Here is a 19,214-nt window from a genome sequence, read left to right on the forward strand (position 1 = left end):
TAGCGCATCATTCTCCTCGCTGTGCCTAGGATTGAATGGAGAGTAGCTTGTTTAATGCATTAGGAAGAAAAATTATGGATGCGTGACCTGTGAATTTCAATAGTTGATTATGCCAAAGAAGTTTCCAAAGAACAAAGGCAATGTGGAAAGAGAAATCCATCTGAGATTGCAATGCTTTATCAAAAAATACTGGCAATACGATGCATACCAGAGATTTTGAAAGACAAAAATAAGAGGCCATGATTGGTTGCAGTGTACTTAACAAAATGAATTCTTTGGGGACTCCTTCAAGCTGCCTAGCCAAGTTAAAGCCCGAAGTCTAACTCGTTCGGGCAGTATTTTTCACGCTTAGTGTTCACTAAAATATTTGGTTTTTGAACCATGCCAAAATAGTTACCAAACCCATTTATACAACAACGCCATCAGAAGAGCCTATTTCTCGCTGTATGGCAATCCAAGCTTTTGTTTGGTTATCTATCTTCAAAGGCAGTACACGCCAGTTCATGATGAAAGAAGTGCCATCTTTTCTATAATTAATTGCCTGACCTTCGAAGGGAGAATTATTTTTTAAGGAATCAGTTAAATCAGCAATAACGTTCCTATCGGTATCTGAACCTTGCAATATTTTTGGCGATTTTCCTATTACTTCCGAAGATTCATATCCAGTTAGTCTGCTGAATGCTTTATTCGCATAAATGATCAATGTATCTTCTGTACAATCGGTTATTATGATTGAGTCGTAACTATTTTCTAACAAGATTTTAAGGAAGCTCAGGCTGAACGGCTCATTATTTAAAATTTTTTCTAAGGAAAGTTCCATTGGATTCATGCCTCTGTTTTTTATCGAAGTTAAATTTGACAGCTTATTTTCTGATTGTCAAACAGCTTTGTAGCGTAGCCCACCGCACTTGATTGTTCACTGAAGTTTAAGCGGATCAATAGATCGCTTGCATTCCTAACCAGGTCATTTTATTGAGCGCTTACCAACAAAGCATTGCAAATAACTCTGATTAAAAGAGTAACTTAGGCGTCATGTATAGTTGTTTGGCGAAAAATCAAGTCAATATAAGCTAAGTCTTGTATCAAAATGGCGCTCCTAAATGAGCGCCGTCTTTCAGGAGTTACTCTTTGGGCAGCAATACTTGATTAACAACATGAATAACACCGTTTGAAGCCTTAACATCCGCTTTTACAACTTCAGCATTATTTACATATACTTTCCCATCTTTAACAGTAATATCGACATCCTGCCCACTAAGTGTTTTAACCATACCTGGTTTAATTTTATCAGAGGTAATGTCTCCACTAACCACATGATAGAGCAATACAGCCTTTAATTTTTCGGGATCAGCTAAAAGTGCGTCTAGATCGGCCTTAGGAACGGCTGCAAATGCCTCATTAGTTGGAGCAAAAACTGTAAAAGGACCAGCGCCTTCTAAAGCTTTAACTAAATCAGCTTTCTTCAATAAAGAAACAAGAGTTGAAAAGTCCTTATTGCCCACGGCGATGTCAACTACAGTAGTACCTGCATTTGCCACCAAGCTAAATAAGGAAACCATAGCCACTAAAAATAACTTTCTAAAAGAGTTCATTTTACTATCCTTATAATTAAAAACAATTTTAATAACATGCCGCTGTAATAATAGGCTAGTGGTTAGTTTTATGCAATGTCACAATCCCAGTTAAATTATTTTTTAACCCCCAAGGAGCAGTTTGCTATAATAGGATTTATACAACTAGAATATAAGAAGAAATTTTTTGATAACCGTTTTTTATGATGGTAAATGCAGTCTATGCAGTAAAGAGATTGCTTACTATAAAAAAATTGCACCTTCTGATAAATTTACATGGTGCGATATTACTTTAGATTCAAATCCTTTAACTCAAAGAGGATTTAGCCTTAGAAACGGATTAATGTTTTTTCACGTTGAAGACGAACATGGGACCATGCACACATCCCTCGATGCATTTATTATTGTTTGGAAGGAATTACGAGGCTGGCGTTATCTTGCTAAAATAGCATCTTTACCTGTTTTAAAACCTCTGATGAATCGAGTTTATAAAATTTTTGCAACATATCGGTTTAAAAAAAATGGCTACTGTAAGGTTGAATTTAAATGATAAAAGAGCACGATTCAAACACCGAATTTTGCAGTCAATGTGGACATCAATCAATCGTTTTTTCAACCCCGCACAATGACACAAGGGTTAGAAAAGTTTGTAATTACTGTCAAACTGTTCATTACGAAAACCCCAAAATTGTTGTTGGTGCAGTGACAACGTTTGAAGATAAATTTTTATTATGCAAGCGTGCTATTGAACCGCAGTTGGGTTTATGGACTTATCCTGCTGGCTTTTTAGAAAATGGTGAGTCTTTAGAGGAAGGTGCCCAGCGAGAGGCTTATGAAGAAGCCTTTGTCGAAATAGATATTTCTCATCTTATCGGAACCTACTCTTTGACAGGCATTAATCAAATTCATATTATTTATGCTGCCACTATGTCAAAGCCAGAGTTTAAAAGTAGTGTTGAGAGTAGTGAGGTACTTTTGTTTAAGAAGAACAAAATACCTTGGGAACAGTTGGCATTTCCAGTCATTAGATGGGCTTTAAACGCTTTTTTAACCAATCAGCCTGGAATAATTGATAGAAAAGCCACCAATAAAACACTTGATGAATCGTGGCATTTGTGATTCTAATGAATGCCGTAACATTTTATTCCTTCTTACCCTATCGTTTTATAAATTAGCGACTTAATGCGGATGCCATCTGAAAAGCTGTTGAATCACATTTAAATAATTAATATGAGATCTCATCATGGTTTTTAGAAAAAACAATTTTCATCTTCGCTAAACCTAATGCAACCAGAGGCAGAAGAACAATTGAAAATGCGTTAATCATTAGATAGGATGAATTTTTTGTAATACTTGTTAGTTCACCATAATCTAGCATTATTAGGTCGGGGATTAGCTTTTGTATGATAAAAAATGCATTGCTTACAAAAAGGTAATATAACAATATTTTACTAAACCATCTGGGTGAATAAGTAAAAATTGACAGCGTTAAAAAGCTTATTAAAAATGCCACACCAAATAAGAAGATTAAAGATGTTAAATGATTTTGCCAAACCGAAACATCAAACACATTCATTAAAATTGTTGAGGTAAGGAAAAGACCAAGCACAAGGCTCAATCTGTCGTAATGATTAAGAAAAAATAAAAAACAATAGGCTTGAGTGAAGTTAAACCATAAAATAAACGCTGCAATGACGAATAATGCTACTATTGAGAAATAAGAAGGACTAATTAAAATAGTGCAGAGAACAATATGACAGGCGAGAATCAGAAGTGATGATATAGATAACGAAAATAGCCAAAAATATTTAAATTTGGAGCTTTTGATATAAAACTCAATAGATGCGCCGCGTAAAATCAACAACAGTAACAGAACAAAGAAGAATGAGTAATGTTGGCTCATTAATTGACCAAAAAAAATTGGGAAACCGCCATATAGCCCGGCAATTGTAAAAACAAGCCATGTTTGATTTGCATCCCAGCTAGGCAGGATATCGTTAAATAACTTACGCGGTTTTTTTTGTATTAAATGGCGCAAACACACATAACATTAAAGCTCGACCGTCTTGAATTAAATAAATTAAAAGTGTAAAGATGAGAATATATACTGTAAGTGTTGGGCTATCCATAATGCCTCTCTTGTTGTGCTGAGTTATTGGCTAATTTTCTTGATTTCATAACCGGCCCTTTTTTTATCATCCTAAAGAAAAAGCTCAAATAACCGATACCAAAAATTAGGCCATATGTAATAATAATAACCATAAATCCATTTAGAACCTGTTTCGGAGAGACCTGTGATACAACATCATGAGTTTTCACTAACCCGTAGACTACCCAAGGCTGTCTACCTACTTCAGATGTAAACCAACCAGTCAATAAAGCGATGAATCCTGATGGAGCGCTAACACATAGGGGTCAGGCCTTGAATTTTGTAACACATAGGGGTCAGGCCTTGAATTTTGCATTGCACCTATGAGCCAATAACAACCATAAAATTCAAAATTCAAGGCCTGACCCTATATATGTGCTGACCAAAATTGGTAGATCATTACTGCTAAAAATAAAACACTTGACTCAGCTTCTCAAGCTTTTATAAAAATGACCCAAATTTATTTTGAAAAAAATCTCAATTCTCAGTGCCTACAAGATTAACGCTGCATGATTTTTAACTTTTTATGCAGGTTTGTTGTAAGATACTTCTATTCAGCCATTCTTTGTCATCGCTACATGGGGTTAATTAATTGTCAATACTTAGGCTTATTCTTGCTGACCAGCTTAGTGAATCGCTCGCAAGCTTAAAAGGAGCAGATAAACACAGTGATGTTATTTTTTTGTGTGAGGTGATAACAGAAGCCACTTATGTCCCACATCACCCAAAGAAAATTGCTTTTTTATTTACCGCTATGCGCCACTTTGCTGAGACACTTCAAGAGCAAGGTTTTAAAGTGCGATACATTACATTAGATGATCCGGCTAATACGGGAAGTTTTAATGGTGAAATCGCCCGCGCAGCCAACGAGCTCAAACCGCAAAAAATCATTCTCACCGAACCAGGCGAATGGAGAGTACTTGAGATGATGGCCCAATGGGAAGGCTTGCTGGGTATTCCCGTTGAGATTTTAGAGGATGATCGCTTTTTATGCAACCACACTGCATTTAGTATATGGGCAGCGGATAAAAAGCAGTTTCGCATGGAGTTTTTCTACCGTGAGATGCGTAAAAAATATCACATACTGATGGATCCAGATGGCAAACCAGTTGGTGGTGAGTGGAATTATGACAAAGAAAACCGTAAGCCACCCCAATCTGGCATGACTATTCCAAAACGTTTAACCCATAAAAAATCAGAGATTACCGAGGAAATTCTAAAACTGGTTGAAAAGCGATTTGCACATCATTTTGGTACTCTTACTCCCTTCCACTATGCCGTTACACGTCCTCAAGCACTGATGGAACTGGAACATTTTATCGACAAAGTACTTCCCTATTTTGGCGATTATCAGGATGCAATGATGTTGGGAGAGCCTTATCTGTACCATTCGCTGATTTCATCCTATCTTAACGCTGGCTTATTATTACCGTTGGAAATATGCCAGAAAGCAGAAAAGGCATATCATGCAAACAAAGCACCGCTCAATGCAGTGGAGGGATTTATACGACAGATCCTTGGCTGGAGAGAATATGTGCGGGGTATTTATTGGCACCATATGCCAGCTTATGCAGATCTTAATTATTTTAATGCAACATTATCGTTACCCGATTTTTATTGGGGTGAAGAAACAAATATGGTGTGTATCAGCGAAGCAGTTCGCCATACAAGAGACCATGCATACTCTCATCATATTCAGCGTCTTATGATTACTGGTAACTTCGCATTGCTTGCAGGTCTGGATGTTCGCCAAGTGCAGGAATGGTATCTTGCGGTTTACTCGGACGCATATGAATGGGTGGAAATGCCTAATACTCTTGGCATGGCATTATTTGGTGATGGGGGTATCATGGCAAGCAAACCCTATGCTGCTAGTGGAAAATACATACAACGCATGAGTAATTATTGCGAAACATGTAGATACAGCCCCAATGAAATAACTGGTGACACGGCCTGTCCATTTAATGCGCTTTATTGGGATTTTCTAGCGCGCAATGAAAGCAAACTGCGTGGAAATCAACGTATGGCTTATGTGTTTGCAACGTGGGATAAGTTTGGGGCCGAAAAACAAAAAAACATCAGAACCCAAGCAAAGACTGTTCTGCAGCGCATGCAAGACAAGCAATTATGATAGCTTGATTGATTTGATTCTATTTCTAATTGATTAGCTAAAGCTCTTAACAAATCATCAGTTATATGATCAACCAGTTACCTCCATAAGTAAATGTTACAGAAGGTGTTTACCAATTATTTTCTATAAAAAGGCTTTGAGTTGGCTATAATGTAAGTGGGGCGGCATGATTTTTTGAGTATTAAATCTGCATTAGTTAATTCCAAAACTGACATGTCATAGACATATTATTTATTAAAATAAGATTATCAGTATGTCTATAGTGAGTTTTGCAGGTATATAGCTACGAAGCTCTAATTCTTAAGGAGTAAAAAATAATGAATCCATCTCGCGAGGATTTAATTTATGAGGCTCAAACCAAATCAATATCAATTGCTTTCATTTACTCACCTCATGAATTAAATCAATATATTGCTGAAATCATATCTAAAAACTCAGACCTATATATTCGTAAGAATGATAGTACCTCAGGGTCAGGCCTTGAATTTTGAATTGCAACTATAAACTAATAAAAACCTTAATTCAAAATTCAAGGCCTGACCCTCATTGGTGTGCAAAATTCAAGCCCTGACCCCATTTTTTTCATAGATAACAGGAAGCTCATCGTGCCATTTAAGGTGGATCAAATGTATTTCATTAAGCACTGATTAAATTATAAATGGGACGTATGCCGTATTTAAGAAAGCAAATGTTTCCAAATTAGAAATTTACAATAAACAATATGCAGGAGAAATATGGTATAAACGACCGGAAACAAGCATTGCGTACTGCCACTCACTTTACCCGAAGAGGGTTACCGCAAAAACTTTTGGGGACAGAGTGTTTTGAATGACACAAGAGTCCAAATTTAAAACTCAATTTAAGTATTTCTATGCAAACAAAATTATTTCTGTCCAATACACCTAGATATGACTCAACCTTACACCCGCAACATCTGACTGCTGACGGAGCGTACATAAAAATTAATGATTTATCATTGTACGATACAATTAAAATTCGAGGCTATCAAATTACTGTTGATGCGTTTCTAAAACGTAACTATGTTTTTGAAGGCAGCGATAATAAATCTTTTATTAATAGACATTCTTTGCGCAATGCCTTCTTATTCCCAGATGGGACTATTACAGTTGGAGGTAAACCCATTATTCAACACTCCGATAGAGCCTCCCATAAGAGGCCATTGGATTATGCTGATAATCCAACGGTTTTACAACTTAGGGAATTAAAAGTATTTCAGTACTTTAGAATCGGCACCGAAAATCCGATTAGTAAAGGGGCCTTTTTGAAACGTCAATATCTTTTTGAAAACAATAGAGAAGTAGTGCCTACAAAAGCCTTGCGTAATGCTACAATTTACGCTGATGGAACCGTTATGGTGTCTGGAAAAGAAATTTTTTGGCAAAGAAGATCTACCTTTCAAAAAAAGTACAGTGACACTCAAAATCCCTCAGCAAAGAGAAGAAAAATAGACCAAACCTCTGGGGAAACTGATTTTAAAATGCCGACCAACGAAGGATTTAATAACAGAAGTGAGACTAACTCACAATTTTCTTCTAGCGATTACATACGTCTAAGCGATTTTCTTATGTCCAATTATATTTTTAAAGGTAATCTAGTGAGCATGGAAGATAAGCAAGCTGTTATAAAGAGTGGGGCTATTTCTTGGAGAGATGGAGAGCTCATTATTCCTAGATTTAATCTAGAACAAATACTCGCTCATAACCCTAAAAAGGTAAGTCAAGAAAGTTTGGCACAAACAACATCATCTAAGTTTGGTTTTTTTTCTCAAAATTCACTAACTAAGAAAAGACTTGTGGAAGAAGAGCAAAATCGAGTGGATATAGCTAAATCAGAAAATCCCGCTGCTGTGAGCTCTTATATACCGCTTCCACCCGGTTTCCTCAGCACAGTTGGTTATTTGGCAAAGGACCTGTCACAAGAAGAGGAAATTTTGAAGCAATATAGCATGAAAATATAAGGCGCCAATTAAAAAAACACTTGTTTCATCTTCATGAAGTGTTCTAAATTGGCATTTAGCGCATTCCTTTTTGGGAATAGGTGGTGATTTTTTATCTCTGAAATAATCATCACTGAATTTCTGGAATTGCGTTTTAAAATTAATTTCTGATAAATCAGCCACCAATAACATAAACTATTTCTTGTTTTTTAAACGGTGAGGTTGATATTTCAGTTTTTGAATATATTAGGTCTACACCAGAGAAAAGAAAACCCAGTTACTGTAAAATTACTCGGAGAGTATTTAATTAGGACCGACTTCCTAGATTGAGGCCATTGTTTTGTATATGTTGTGTTATCAAAACGCTTGCAGCACCCAGGGCAAAAAGTCCAAATCCTATTAAGCCTTTTTTTATCATACTGTCTGAACAATCTTTTTTGATTTTCACCAGGTTCTCTATTTGATTGCAGAGTTTGATATGATTTGCTGTCTGAATTTCATCAAACTCACAAGCCCCATTATGAACAAAGGGCTCTAAAAATTTAAAATCGGCTTGTTTACTTGTGTGATACAAGGATTCCATTCCAGAATAACAACCCCTAGAGCGCCGCTGTATTTCCTTATCCCTGATAAATCGTAATGATTGGTTTAAGCCATCAAGATGCGGTTTTGCAATGGAGTTATCTTGATAGCTCAGTTGAAATGTGACACCAGAAAAATCCTTAGGACAAGTGGACACTGTAATATCACCGACCTTGATCCATTGTGCTGACTCAACTTCGTATTCATCTTGTGGCAGAAGATTCGGCAAATCCTCTTCGTGATCAAAAGAACCACAATCGGTAACAAAATAATGTAAAATTAAATGCATGCGTCGACTTCGGCTAAGATATTCCTTTTGACAAACAAACAGCGCACTCTCCTTTATGCTCTCTGTGATATTTATTCCAGTTTCCTCAACTCCTTCAGTTTTGGCACAGTCTTTCAAACTCTGATGATATCGTTCTGGCTGTAAGGGTAAAGAATTTCTAGATGGACTGGTTTGCAGGGTTTGATAAGCTGAAGAATTCCCTTTCATAATTTGTTCTTCTGCTTCATCGCGTATTTTATCCTCTACACGACTTACTCCTTGCTCCGCTCCAAAGGGCCCGATGACATTTAAATTCCCGCCTGGCAAGGCTAACTCTTTAGAAATTCCATCACTACGGCGCTTGCTTTTGATAAATACAATATATTCTTCGTCCTGGACCTTTGCATAGTAGATCATCATTGCTGCAACTTTAGGCGCTGGAAAAGGGTAAATCATAACCGATGAGCGATGAAGACCCAGTAAAGATTGAGGACTTAATGAATCAACTAAGGTTAATCCATGGTAGGTTAAACGCGGTGTATTAGTTTCAGGATAAGTATCGATTAAACGTACCATAAGGCTGCTAATCAGTTCAGGATGAATTAGCTTTTTTTGTAATAAATCGATTAAAACTGTCGGATTTTCCTGCTGGTATTGCTCAATTAATTTTAGAAATCCTGATAAATGGTTATACTCTGTAACTGATTTATTTAAGAAACGGCTGACTAGTTTCAGTGTATTTAAATCTTTATGGTCAAGCATGTCACAAAGCAAAAAAAAGTTCTTTTTTTCGAGTAGTTCCAGCATTTTTACACCTCTAATCAGACATGGTGCATGATAGTCAAACTTTAAATCTGATTCAATGTTCCTGGAAAGATGAAGTAGTTAGAATGTGGCGGTTTAGTAAGTCAAATGGGACAACAGAAGATTTTAGGCAAGCCTAATGGCTCTACACCAATTAAGGGGGCACTTTAATCAAATTAGTCTAAACTAAGTTCTTGATTTAGCGATCAAAAGGAGATTAAAGTGCCTAAGTACAATCTTATTTTAAATTTACCTGGATTTTCCATAGTAAAATTGAGTGGATATCAACCATTGTTATTAGATATATCGTATAACCGCTAAGCCCGTTGTAGCCACTGTCACAGTAAGCGCGTTCGCAAGAAATCTTCTTAGGTGCGTCAGGTGCATCATGATTTAATAGGTCATCGTCGCAGTATATTAAGATCTAAAGCATATAAGCTCTACTGCCATGATTGTGGCCGTTATGGGAATCAACATTTTATTCTAAGTACCCACTAAAGTACCCATTAAAATCTTTCGAGGAGGGAGAAAAACTTTTAAAACCCTTACTGGGCTTGGTCGGGACGGAAGGATTTGAACCTTCGACCACTAGCACCCCATTCTATTCTTTTTCGATTTTAACCCGTATCAAATCATTTCAAAAAACTCATTTAGTCCTTGTAAATACAATGTTATTTCCATATTATAGATTTTAATTGATATCAACTCATTTCACTTAAGAACACAAAAAGTGGTACCAAAACTGGTACCAAAAAAAGTTTGAGGAACTCCATGAAATTTACAGACACCTTCATTAAAAATCTTAAAGCAGAAAAAGAATGGGTCGAAAAAATTGAAGCAACGGGTCTAGGAGTTCGAGTAACACCCACCGGAAACAAATCATGGTTCTATCGATTTACCCTTAACGGCAAACGTTGCAAAATGAGTCTAGGTAAATACCCCGCGATTAGCATCAAACAAGCACGAGAACTCTTCTTAAAAGCTCAATCCATGAAGGAAAATGGCATTAATCCCATTGAGCACAGCAAACAAGAAAAACAAAAATATAAAAAGACAGTAAAATCCTTAATTCTCTCTTGGTACACCAACTACATTGAAAAACACCGCAAGCAACCCAAACAAGCAAAACAACAAATCGATGCGGATATTATTCCTTTGCTTGGTGATATGGAACTGGAAAAAATCCAACCTCGAGATATTACTAATGCATTAGATAAAATTGTGAACCGTGGCTCCCCTATTCATGCAAACAAAGTTTTAAGTACGCTCAAACAAGCATTCAACTATGCAGTGAGCCGTGGTGAAATGACAATCAATCCTGCTGCAACAATTCGATCTCGTGATATTGGTGGTATTGAAAAGCCACGCGAACGGTTTTTAACCCTAGAGGAAATTAAAACCTTATGGCTTTTCTTAGACAGCGATAGTAGCCGTATGTCATTGCAAATTCGCACCGCTTTAAAAATTATCCTACTCACAGGTGTTCGCTCAAGTGAATTAAGATTAGCAAAATGGAGTGAAATTAATTTCGAGCAATCACTCTGGATAATCCCAGCAAGTCATACCAAAAATGCGTTGGTTATGAAAATTCATTTAACACCGCCCACTCAATCTTTATTTGAATTATTAAAAGCTGAGAGCGAGTTCTCCTTTGTCATTCCAGGTCTTAATGACGAAGAGCCATTAACCGATAAAGCCATTGCCAGAGCAGTTAGCAGAATTCAAGCCCGAGTAGGCATTCCTCATTGGACAGCACATGATCTGCGGCGAACCTTTGCAACCCAATTGGGACAGACGTTGAATATAGATCCAGTAGTAATTGAAAAATGTTTGGGGCATAAAATGCCAAAGATTATGGCTACTTATAATAAGAATGAAATGCTTCCACAAAGAAAAGAAGCACTTGAACAATGGACCAACCTAATTAAGGATTTGATCCAACCCCAAACGAATGCCTTTCATTTCCCCATTGAATTAGAGCAAAGGAGTTCTGAGCCTGTATAACGCAAATAAGTATAGAATAGGTATAAAATTGGTATAAATTATACCTATTTATAATGATACCTCAATTTGCTTAACCTCAAAAAATCAGACATAATCTAATCAATTATAAATAAATGGTGAGGATTTGTCTGATTGTGGCAAATAAAAATCCTGAAGAAATTTTCTATCAACATGGTGGGCAACTAAAGATGAGCGATGCCATAAAGCATGGCATTACCCGTTATATGCTTTATTCTCTGAGGGATAAAGGCATTATAGAACAAATTAGTAGAGGGCTTTTTCGACTCACTAATCTGCCCCCACTGAGTAATCAGGATCTGGTTGCAGTAAGCCTTCGCGTACCTAATGCAGTTATTTGTCTCATATCTGCTCTCTCATATCACGAGCTAACAACTCAAATTCCACATATTATTTCAGTGGCAGTACCGAGGGGAGCACATCTCCCTTCTATTGATTATCCTCCTACCCAAGCCTATCGCTTCTCAGAGCAAGCCTACCAATCAGGAATTGAAGTACACATAATTGATGAGATTAATATAAAAATTTACTCTCCTGAAAAAACAATTGTTGACTGTTTTAAATATAGAAACAAAATAGGTATGGACATTGTACTGGAAGCAATAAAGCTTTACCGCGGACGAAAACAATTTGATCTGAAGAAGATCCTTAAATATGCCAAAATTTGTAAAGTCGAACGGGCGATTACACCCTACCTGGAAGCAATAATATGAAATCTCCAAAAAATAGCGCGGCGTCGATCCGGCAACGCTTATTAAATCATTCAAAAGCCAACCACAAACCATTTAATGAAGTCCTACAATATTATGCAATGGAGCGATTTCTTTATCGTCTGTCGTTGTCTCAACATAAAAATAGATTCATCTTAAAAGGTGCTTTGATGCTAAGACTATGGAATGCCCCGGAATCAAGACCAACCATGGATATTGATATGCTGGGGAAAACAAGTAACGATACGGAAAATGTCATTCAACAAATGAGAGAGATACTTTCAGTAGACGCAACAGAGGATGGACTATGCTTTGACGCAACCTCGTTAAAAGCAGAGCGAATTAAAGAAGATGCTGATTATCATGGGATAAGAGTACTCTTTAAAGGTAATCTAGATACGGCAAAAATTCATATGCAAATTGATATCGGTTTTGGTGATATTGTTTATCCAACTCCAGAAAAATCATTGATGCCAACTATCCTTGATCTTCCAGCCCCAGAGCTTCTAGCCTATAGCCGAGAAACAGTCATTGCAGAAAAATTTGAAGCGATGATAAAACTAGGTAGCATTAATAGTCGGATGAAAGACTTTTATGATATTTGGATGTTATCCAGGCAATTCGATTTCAATGGAACTGAACTCGCAGAGGCGATTCGCCTAACGTTTGAGAACCGCAACACCACGCTACCTATTGAAATTGAAGCATTCTCAGAACAATTTATAGAGTCCAAACAAACTCAATGGACTGCCTTTGCAAGACGATTAAACCAAGAACATGTACCGATGCACTTTCAGGATATTATAAATAGAATTCAATCTTTTCTTTATCCTCTGGCAGATGCTTTAACTAATCAAAGTGAGATGCCTAAAAAGTGGAGTAGTGTGAATCAATGGTCCTAGTTACTGTACTAATAGCAGTGATAATTGCTAAGTGAGGAAAAATTCCATGAAAACTAAAATTGAACCATTGTTTTTGTACGAAGGCTTTAGGATTTCCGATTGAATTGGAACATGTCGAGAATACCTCAGGGTCAGGCCTTAAATTTTGAATTGCAACTATAACTAATAAAAACCTTTAAATTCAAAATTCAAGGCCTGACCCCATTGGTGTGGGTACTTGGGACACCTAAAAAAATCTACTATTATCTATAAATCAAGTGGTACATTAATAAATACCTCTCCCCTGTTGATCAAATCAGTATATGTTATTACTTCTATTCCATGTAAAGCATAGTTTAATTTTTTTAATCCTTCTTTTTTCTCTGGTGGCCAATCATCACTTTTTCCTATAAGAATAAAAGCTCTTGGCTTCAAAAAAATAATATCTTTTCCAGAATATTTCTTTATCAATTTCTCAATTTCATATCGTAGACGTTCGATATCATTTAGATAATTAACTACTTGGCCAATAGCCTTATTACTATCTTTGGACCATATCCAAGAACCAGGGTGGCTTTTATCTTGTTCAATAACGTCAAATTTAGGTAGCTTAATTTCCAATATATCTACAAAATTATCAATTGTTGGAAATAAATAATCCGGCATGCTGCCAACAAGATTGATCTTTTGTTTTTCAATTGGTGTTTGGTAGTTAACACCAAATAACCAGTTATGCCTATAAATCCACCTTTGCCAGGATTCCTCTCCTATAGTTTCAGAGTAATCTCTATCTATTCTTTCCTTTAGCTCATCTATTATTTTTTTTCTTTTGCAATATATATGATTAGCTGTTATTTGATCGGCTTTTTCTTGATCAAAATCTTTAAGAAAATCCCAAAGCGCATCGGAATTATTTCGTTCTAAAATTTGTTCTATTACTACTCTTAAATTTTCCTCTGTGATTGGTGATTTATCATTTTTAGATATCACAATATATTCATTTTCTCCGTACTCAAATCCTTTCTGTGCCTGTATTGCTCTTCTTTTTCCAAGTTCGGAATATAGTTTGCCTATTTGCTCACTTCCTAATTCAATATGCACGCCTTCATGAAGCTTAAGTGACTTGAAGTCTTTTTCAGTTATTCGTTCAAGATTTTCATCTTTTGCTTTTTTAAAACGATAAAAATGTCCTCTTATGCCACCATCATGTAGAGCGGCATGAAAATATAAAGCAGTAGTGGATGTTTGGTCTAAAAGGATTGGTGTCGTTTCAGAAGTACCAGGCTTTACTGATTCAGTTTGAATCTTATCCATTCCTATTATTCCTATTTATTAATATATTTATAAAGTGTAGTCTTTCCTACATCAACCATCTTACAAATAGATTGAATAAAATGTTTTTTATTTCACTTGTAGGTCAGGCCTTGAATTTTGAATTGCAACTATAAGATTAATAAAAATCTTTAAATTCAATATTCAAGGCCTGACCCCATTGGTGTAGCCAAAATCGTGGAAACTCTGTTTTATAATATTAATAAACTTATATATCTGAATGATTATTAAAGAAAAAAATTAATAGTGGATTTTAATCTCTAATAACCTCTAATAAAGAGTAAATGCTTGCCTATGCCAAATTGAAAATTTCTTAATCAGACAAAACCTCTCCACTTATAAATAAGTGATTAGCATTTGTCTGATACAATTTTTTTTAAAAGGAACTTATATTTGACTGGAGCAACTGTTTCCATTTTGGAAATAGTTCATGTAAGTAATCAGTAATTTCTAATGTTTAATTCTAGTTGTTTGAGTTTCGTTATTTTAACAAATAAACCCAATAAAGTTTGCTGGGTTTATTTTAAAATAAGTATTCCACCCATTTGTTTCGCTAAATCAGGGGTGATACTCAAAAGTAAGCAAATTTTCATAAAGATTGCTTGCTTTTAAGGACAGCATCTAGTGCTTGCAAAGCAGTAGACATCAAAAATGAGTTAAAATTGAGGGACAGTTGTTGCAAAATTTGCAACAACTCAACTTATTGAATACTGCGATCCTTTCTCTTAATATCTCTAAACTAAATAACAAGACGAACACACTCTAATGAGCAATTTGCGGCTAGAGTCACGGCTAGAGTGCGGCTAGAGTCATCAGCTGAAAGGCGCCATATACCCGTCGCAGAAAGCCATCATAAACCCGCCACACTTCCGGCCTACTAAAATCAAGGGATATTCAATATGCAAGGTAAAATCCCGTCACACTTATAATTGAAAATGCCGCCCTACTGACGATACGTCCGAATAATTTGAATAATTGTACCAACTATTTCAGCTTGCTCACTTTCATTAACAGTAATATTCGGCCAGTTATCATTTAAGGTAAGTAATTCAAACTCAGGTGAAGTATAGGATAGCTTTTTATACTGACAAATAATGACGTCCTGTTTGCCACTTATTTTGGCAACAACAAAATCACCAGGATTGGGCGAAACGGAAGGGTCGACTATTTGTATGTCATCAATTCTCATTTCTGGGATCATGCTGTCATCTCGCATTTTTAAGGCAAAAGCATTTTCATCCATCTGATTGGCAATCTCTGAGCCAACAAGAACAAAAGTTATTTTATCCGAGTAAAACTGTTCTTTTATCCTTTGGATATGAGAGCTCGGATCCCTAGCTTGTTTGGAGTCGAGTAATGGTATTAATGTCCCTATTCTAGAATTTATGCCAAAATCACCATCTCGTTTATCGGATAACCCCATGAGAAAAGATGGGGATACTTCTAAAGCTTGCGCTAACTGCGTAATTTCTTCGGGTCCCGGCATCCTTGTGCCGTGCTCCCAATTATTTATGCGAGAGGGTTTTATATCATCAGTTAAATCAGCTAAAGCCTGCCTGGTTAAGCCTTTGGCTTTACGTGCCTCATGAATACGTTTCCCAATCTTTTCTCTAATGCTCATTACAATAAATTCACCAAAATTGAAAAAACTCTGATTGATACTTGATTGTTACACGAAAGGTGTTATATTCAATATTAATTGCACGATACGTGTAATTTAATGCGTTTTACCTCTTAAACTTAACACAAAACGAGTAAGTTAACGAGCGAGAATTTGGAAATCAACGGCATCCTACAACAAAACGTTTGCAGCCTATTATGGAGTTACTATATGGAACATACAAAAAATAAACCCTTCAAACAAAAATTACTCTTTATTAAAGACGTAGAACAAATTATTGGACGAAATAGACTGACATTAAGAAGATGGTGGTCTGCCGGTAAGTTTCCTAAACCAACGAAGCTTAATGACACTGTATTAGTATGGCAAACAGATGTTATCGAACAATGGATTAATTTGCATACCGAATCAAAATAAGTACATCTATCAAAATATCAAAAAATTTTTTAGGAAGAATGAAAATGCATTTTTTATTTGTAAATGCTCAAGAACTTGAAGCGCTTATGGAATTACCTTATATTCAACGTTTAGCTTATCTCATGGGCATTCGTCCCTATATGGACAGAGAAACTCATATAGTTGGGATAAAGCGTAGAATAAGTTATCAATCACTGCGAGAGGCGTTATACGTTGCCCCTATTGCAGGTGTAAAAACAGGCAGCCCGAGCCAGCAACAGGTAAAGCGAGCGGTTAAATCGTTAGAACGTGCAGGTTTGATTGAAATCAAATCCACAACACGGCATCTTATTTTAAAATGCCTTTTAGCCGAAGGGCATCAATCTTTTCCAAAACAGGCCGACCCTAGGCCGAACCCTCAAGCCGCCACAAACCCGCCACAGTTTTGGCCTTTTAAAATATAGGAGTTTTCAACATGCATTGTAAAACCCGTCATGCCTATAATCGTGTAGGCCGACCCACCTCATAACTCAGAACTTTATTATTTATATATATATTGTTTGTTTTAAAAAATTTTCTTTAAAAGTTATCCACAGAAAAGATATAAATGTTGGAATTTTAGTAAGTATAAGTGACTAAACAGAATCAACTGCATTTAGGAACAATTCGGTGCAGCAATAGCAATGTGTTTTATGATCTAGAAGAATGAATGCCACTATCATTTGGTGGTGTCACCTCACTATTAACTCATTAATAAAAGTTTCTATGCTCTTCATTTCATGGTGAACTCATGATGAATAAGTGATGAAGGCGGTATATTTATCTCAGAAAAACACTGGATCTTTCTTGCATCACCTAATTCACCATACATTCACCGCTATTTTTTGCTGCCAACCCCATGTATTTTTGTAAAAAATCATTATTTATCAGATGGATATGATGCATATTTTTATCAAGCGAAAGGTGTGTGTGTAGATCATTCTATGTTAAAGACTCCTTACTTCTTTTATATTTGATATGTATTATTTTTTAATTTTTCAAGCGCGGCATAATTGCGCGTCTGTGATTTTATTGAACCTTTATATGGTTGTTTGAATTATACTGTTTCTTACATATAAAAGATGGTTAGCATTTATTCAATGCAAATACAAATACTATAATAATATTATGACCGTTAGAAGGAACTACTATGAACGGTAATATTAATAGAATTTATATTTTTGTTAAAGGCAATAAAGGAAAAGCAGGATTTCTTATAGCAGATAATAATTTTAATGAAATATATAAGGATGTAGTAGAATCTTTTTCTAGTGAAGGAAAGCTATTTTCTGCATTACATTCTGATTATAAAGCAGTAGTTGAATCTTTAAATTATGTTAAAATCCATCGTGGAAACAATTCTATTCCTGTAGCCCCCGTAGTTTTTGTTTTTACAAATACAGAAAATAACTATCACGTTTCTATCGATTCAGCTAAGGCTAGAAAACCTGAGGTTGAACAATTTAAATATCAGATTGATGAACTGGTGAAAGACTTAAGGCGAACTGAACGCGATAATAATGTTAAATTTGTGTATTTTCCAAAAAATTTTATAAATCTTATGCCTCAATTAGAGAGTATGCTTGAAGAAAAAAAGCAAATGCAAACTTCCACTCGAAATATTTACTAAAAATGAAATAAAGAATTAATTATTTTTTGAATAAATTCTTCAACAAGACAGCACCTATCCATAGGATAACTACATCAGTTAGTACATTGTTTTTACATAGCAAGCAAGTGTAGATTGTTTGATAATAAACAATCTACACTTATATGATAAAACTCAATTAAAATTACTCACATGAGGACAACATTGATAACTTCTAAAAATCCTAGGAGCTGGAAAGATTTGCAAGCTCAAGTAGCAATAATATTGAATCAATGTGGATTTATAAATGTTGAAACTGAAAAAAAGATTGAAACTGCAAGAAATAAAGTAGAAATCGATGTTTATGGAGAAGAATTAATAAACAATCGAAAAATTACAGTCTTATGTGAGTGTAAATTTTGGAATAAGAAAATTCCTCAGGATACTATACATTCTTTTCGAACTGTTATGAATGATTACGGGGCAAATACAGGTTACATCATTTCCAAAAAAGGTTTTCAATTGGGAGCCTTTCAAGCAGTTAAAAACACGAATGTCCTTCTAAGGTCATGGGAGGATTTCCAAAATGATTTCGAAAAACAATGGTTTGATAGATATATGATTAGGGAAATGGATCGTCAATTAGATCCTTTTTTCACATACTCGGAACCTTTTTTACCAGATTGGTTTGATTCACTTTCAGAGATAGGTAAACAAAACTACTTTAATCTAAAAAGCCAGTATGATGATCTTGGACAACTTCTATTTGTGCTTTTTACACCGTGGGCTCGAATTAATAATAATATTCCTCTACCTGTTCTTCCATTATCTAATATTGCTTTATCTAATATTTTATCCAAAGACAATGTCAAAATTCCTAATGAATTATTAAAAATTACTTCATATAGGGAATTTTTGGAGGTAGCAATAAAATATGGAAAGCAGGCGATTTCTAAATTCAATGAGATTAGAGATAATTCTTTGACAAATACGTCAGAATGAGAATTTATTGGTATTGCAATGACTCTATAACCCACCGAAGCAATAGCAAGCGTAGGCTGGACTGAAAAGCACACCGTCCCACCTCACAATTGAATAAATTGATATTAAAATGAAAATAAAATATTAATTTGAAGCATCTATCCATTATCAGCAAGTCTAGC

16 protein-coding genes and 4 pseudogenes are annotated in these 19,214 nt (G+C 35.6%); 12 read left to right on the plus strand and 8 right to left on the minus strand.

All coding sequences use genetic code 11. From position 1 onward, the window contains the following. Positions 1–406: 406 nt before the first annotated feature. Together ACWTE2_RS10785 and ACWTE2_RS10790 are read right to left on the minus strand one after the other, a co-directional pair. The gene (locus tag ACWTE2_RS10785; RefSeq protein ID WP_454785376.1) at positions 407–829 is read right to left on the minus strand and encodes a PAS domain-containing protein; all 423 of its coding nucleotides are present in this window, start codon (positions 827–829) and stop codon (positions 407–409) included. 292 nt (positions 830–1,121) lie between these two features. Beyond that, positions 1,122–1,592, minus strand: coding sequence for a fasciclin domain-containing protein (locus tag ACWTE2_RS10790; protein WP_454785377.1), 471 nt, complete (start codon positions 1,590–1,592; stop codon positions 1,122–1,124). Between the two features lie 166 nt (positions 1,593–1,758). Here ACWTE2_RS10790 and ACWTE2_RS10795 point away from each other — a divergent pair, with 166 nt between their 5' ends. Together ACWTE2_RS10795 and ACWTE2_RS10800 are read left to right on the plus strand one after the other, a co-directional pair. Next, on the plus strand, positions 1,759–2,121 hold the full coding sequence (locus ACWTE2_RS10795; RefSeq protein ID WP_454785378.1) for a thiol-disulfide oxidoreductase DCC family protein: 363 nt from the start codon (positions 1,759–1,761) through the stop codon (positions 2,119–2,121). Beyond that, positions 2,118–2,477: pseudogene (locus ACWTE2_RS10800) on the plus strand (NUDIX domain-containing protein); the annotation flags it as partial. The gene ACWTE2_RS10795 and the pseudogene ACWTE2_RS10800, both read left to right, overlap by 4 nt. Positions 2,478–2,796: 319 nt before the next feature. On the opposite strand, the gene ACWTE2_RS10805 reads toward ACWTE2_RS10800, so the two are convergent. Both ACWTE2_RS10805 and ACWTE2_RS10810 read right to left on the minus strand, forming a co-directional pair. Then, complete coding sequence (locus ACWTE2_RS10805) at positions 2,797–3,615, minus strand: cytochrome d ubiquinol oxidase subunit II (RefSeq protein WP_454785379.1); 819 nt, start codon at positions 3,613–3,615, stop codon at positions 2,797–2,799. A 77-nt stretch (positions 3,616–3,692) separates the two neighbouring features. Then, positions 3,693–3,968 (minus strand): annotated as a pseudogene (locus ACWTE2_RS10810) (cytochrome ubiquinol oxidase subunit I); the annotation flags it as partial. 344 nt (positions 3,969–4,312) lie between these two features. Here ACWTE2_RS10810 and ACWTE2_RS10815 point away from each other — a divergent pair. Together ACWTE2_RS10815 and ACWTE2_RS10820 are read left to right on the plus strand one after the other, a co-directional pair. Next, the gene (locus ACWTE2_RS10815) at positions 4,313–5,851 is read left to right on the plus strand and encodes a cryptochrome/photolyase family protein (protein ID WP_454785380.1); all 1,539 of its coding nucleotides are present in this window, start codon (positions 4,313–4,315) and stop codon (positions 5,849–5,851) included. Between the two features lie 871 nt (positions 5,852–6,722). Continuing rightward, positions 6,723–7,829: a hypothetical protein gene (locus tag ACWTE2_RS10820; protein WP_454785381.1), complete on the plus strand. Its 1,107-nt coding sequence runs from the start codon at positions 6,723–6,725 to the stop codon at positions 7,827–7,829. A gap of 286 nt (positions 7,830–8,115) precedes the next feature. Here ACWTE2_RS10820 and ACWTE2_RS10825 read toward each other — a convergent pair whose 3' ends face one another. After that, a complete protein-coding gene (locus ACWTE2_RS10825; RefSeq protein WP_454785382.1) occupies positions 8,116–9,465 on the minus strand; it encodes an NUDIX hydrolase in 1,350 nt (449 codons plus the stop codon). A 219-nt stretch (positions 9,466–9,684) separates the two neighbouring features. Between ACWTE2_RS10825 and ACWTE2_RS10830 the strand changes: the two are divergent. The 4 genes and pseudogenes from ACWTE2_RS10830 to ACWTE2_RS10845 all read left to right on the plus strand — a co-directional run. Continuing rightward, positions 9,685–9,942: pseudogene (locus ACWTE2_RS10830) on the plus strand (transposase family protein); the annotation flags it as partial. A gap of 291 nt (positions 9,943–10,233) precedes the next feature. Continuing rightward, complete coding sequence (locus ACWTE2_RS10835) at positions 10,234–11,466, plus strand: tyrosine-type recombinase/integrase (protein WP_454785383.1); 1,233 nt, start codon at positions 10,234–10,236, stop codon at positions 11,464–11,466. A gap of 134 nt (positions 11,467–11,600) precedes the next feature. Further along, the gene (locus ACWTE2_RS10840; RefSeq protein ID WP_454785384.1) at positions 11,601–12,197 is read left to right on the plus strand and encodes a type IV toxin-antitoxin system AbiEi family antitoxin domain-containing protein; all 597 of its coding nucleotides are present in this window, start codon (positions 11,601–11,603) and stop codon (positions 12,195–12,197) included. After that, positions 12,194–13,096 carry a nucleotidyl transferase AbiEii/AbiGii toxin family protein gene (locus tag ACWTE2_RS10845; RefSeq protein ID WP_454785385.1) on the plus strand — a complete coding sequence of 301 codons (903 nt, stop codon included), beginning with the start codon at positions 12,194–12,196 and terminating at the stop codon, positions 13,094–13,096. Before ACWTE2_RS10840 ends, ACWTE2_RS10845 begins: the two co-directional genes overlap by 4 nt. Positions 13,097–13,342: 246 nt before the next feature. Here the strand turns inward: ACWTE2_RS10845 and ACWTE2_RS10850 are convergent, their stop codons facing one another. The 3 genes and pseudogenes from ACWTE2_RS10850 to ACWTE2_RS10860 all read right to left on the minus strand — a co-directional run bounded on the left by ACWTE2_RS10850 (position 13,343) and on the right by ACWTE2_RS10860 (position 16,028). Further along, positions 13,343–14,389 (minus strand): Shedu anti-phage system protein SduA domain-containing protein, encoded by a 1,047-nt coding sequence (locus ACWTE2_RS10850; RefSeq protein ID WP_454785386.1) that lies wholly within the window; start codon positions 14,387–14,389, stop codon positions 13,343–13,345. A gap of 11 nt (positions 14,390–14,400) precedes the next feature. After that, positions 14,401–14,469 (minus strand): annotated as a pseudogene (locus ACWTE2_RS10855) (hypothetical protein); the annotation flags it as partial. Between the two features lie 881 nt (positions 14,470–15,350). Further along, positions 15,351–16,028, minus strand: a complete 678-nt coding sequence (locus ACWTE2_RS10860) for a LexA family protein (protein WP_454785387.1) — start codon at positions 16,026–16,028, stop codon at positions 15,351–15,353. Between the two features lie 210 nt (positions 16,029–16,238). Here ACWTE2_RS10860 and ACWTE2_RS10865 point away from each other — a divergent pair, with 210 nt between their 5' ends. The 4 genes from ACWTE2_RS10865 (at position 16,239) to ACWTE2_RS10880 (ending at position 19,053) form a co-directional block, all read left to right on the plus strand. Then, complete coding sequence (locus tag ACWTE2_RS10865) at positions 16,239–16,445, plus strand: helix-turn-helix transcriptional regulator (RefSeq protein ID WP_454785388.1); 207 nt, start codon at positions 16,239–16,241, stop codon at positions 16,443–16,445. A gap of 44 nt (positions 16,446–16,489) precedes the next feature. After that, entirely contained in the window at positions 16,490–16,888 is a 399-nt protein-coding gene (locus ACWTE2_RS10870) for a protein LvrA (RefSeq protein ID WP_454785389.1), read from the plus strand. Between the two features lie 725 nt (positions 16,889–17,613). Continuing rightward, positions 17,614–18,093, plus strand: a complete 480-nt coding sequence (locus ACWTE2_RS10875) for a hypothetical protein (protein WP_454785390.1) — start codon at positions 17,614–17,616, stop codon at positions 18,091–18,093. A gap of 219 nt (positions 18,094–18,312) precedes the next feature. Further along, positions 18,313–19,053 (plus strand): restriction endonuclease, encoded by a 741-nt coding sequence (locus ACWTE2_RS10880; RefSeq protein WP_454785391.1) that lies wholly within the window; start codon positions 18,313–18,315, stop codon positions 19,051–19,053. Positions 19,054–19,214: the final 161 nt, after the last annotated feature.

The organism is Legionella nigrisilvae, from assembly GCF_977063395.2.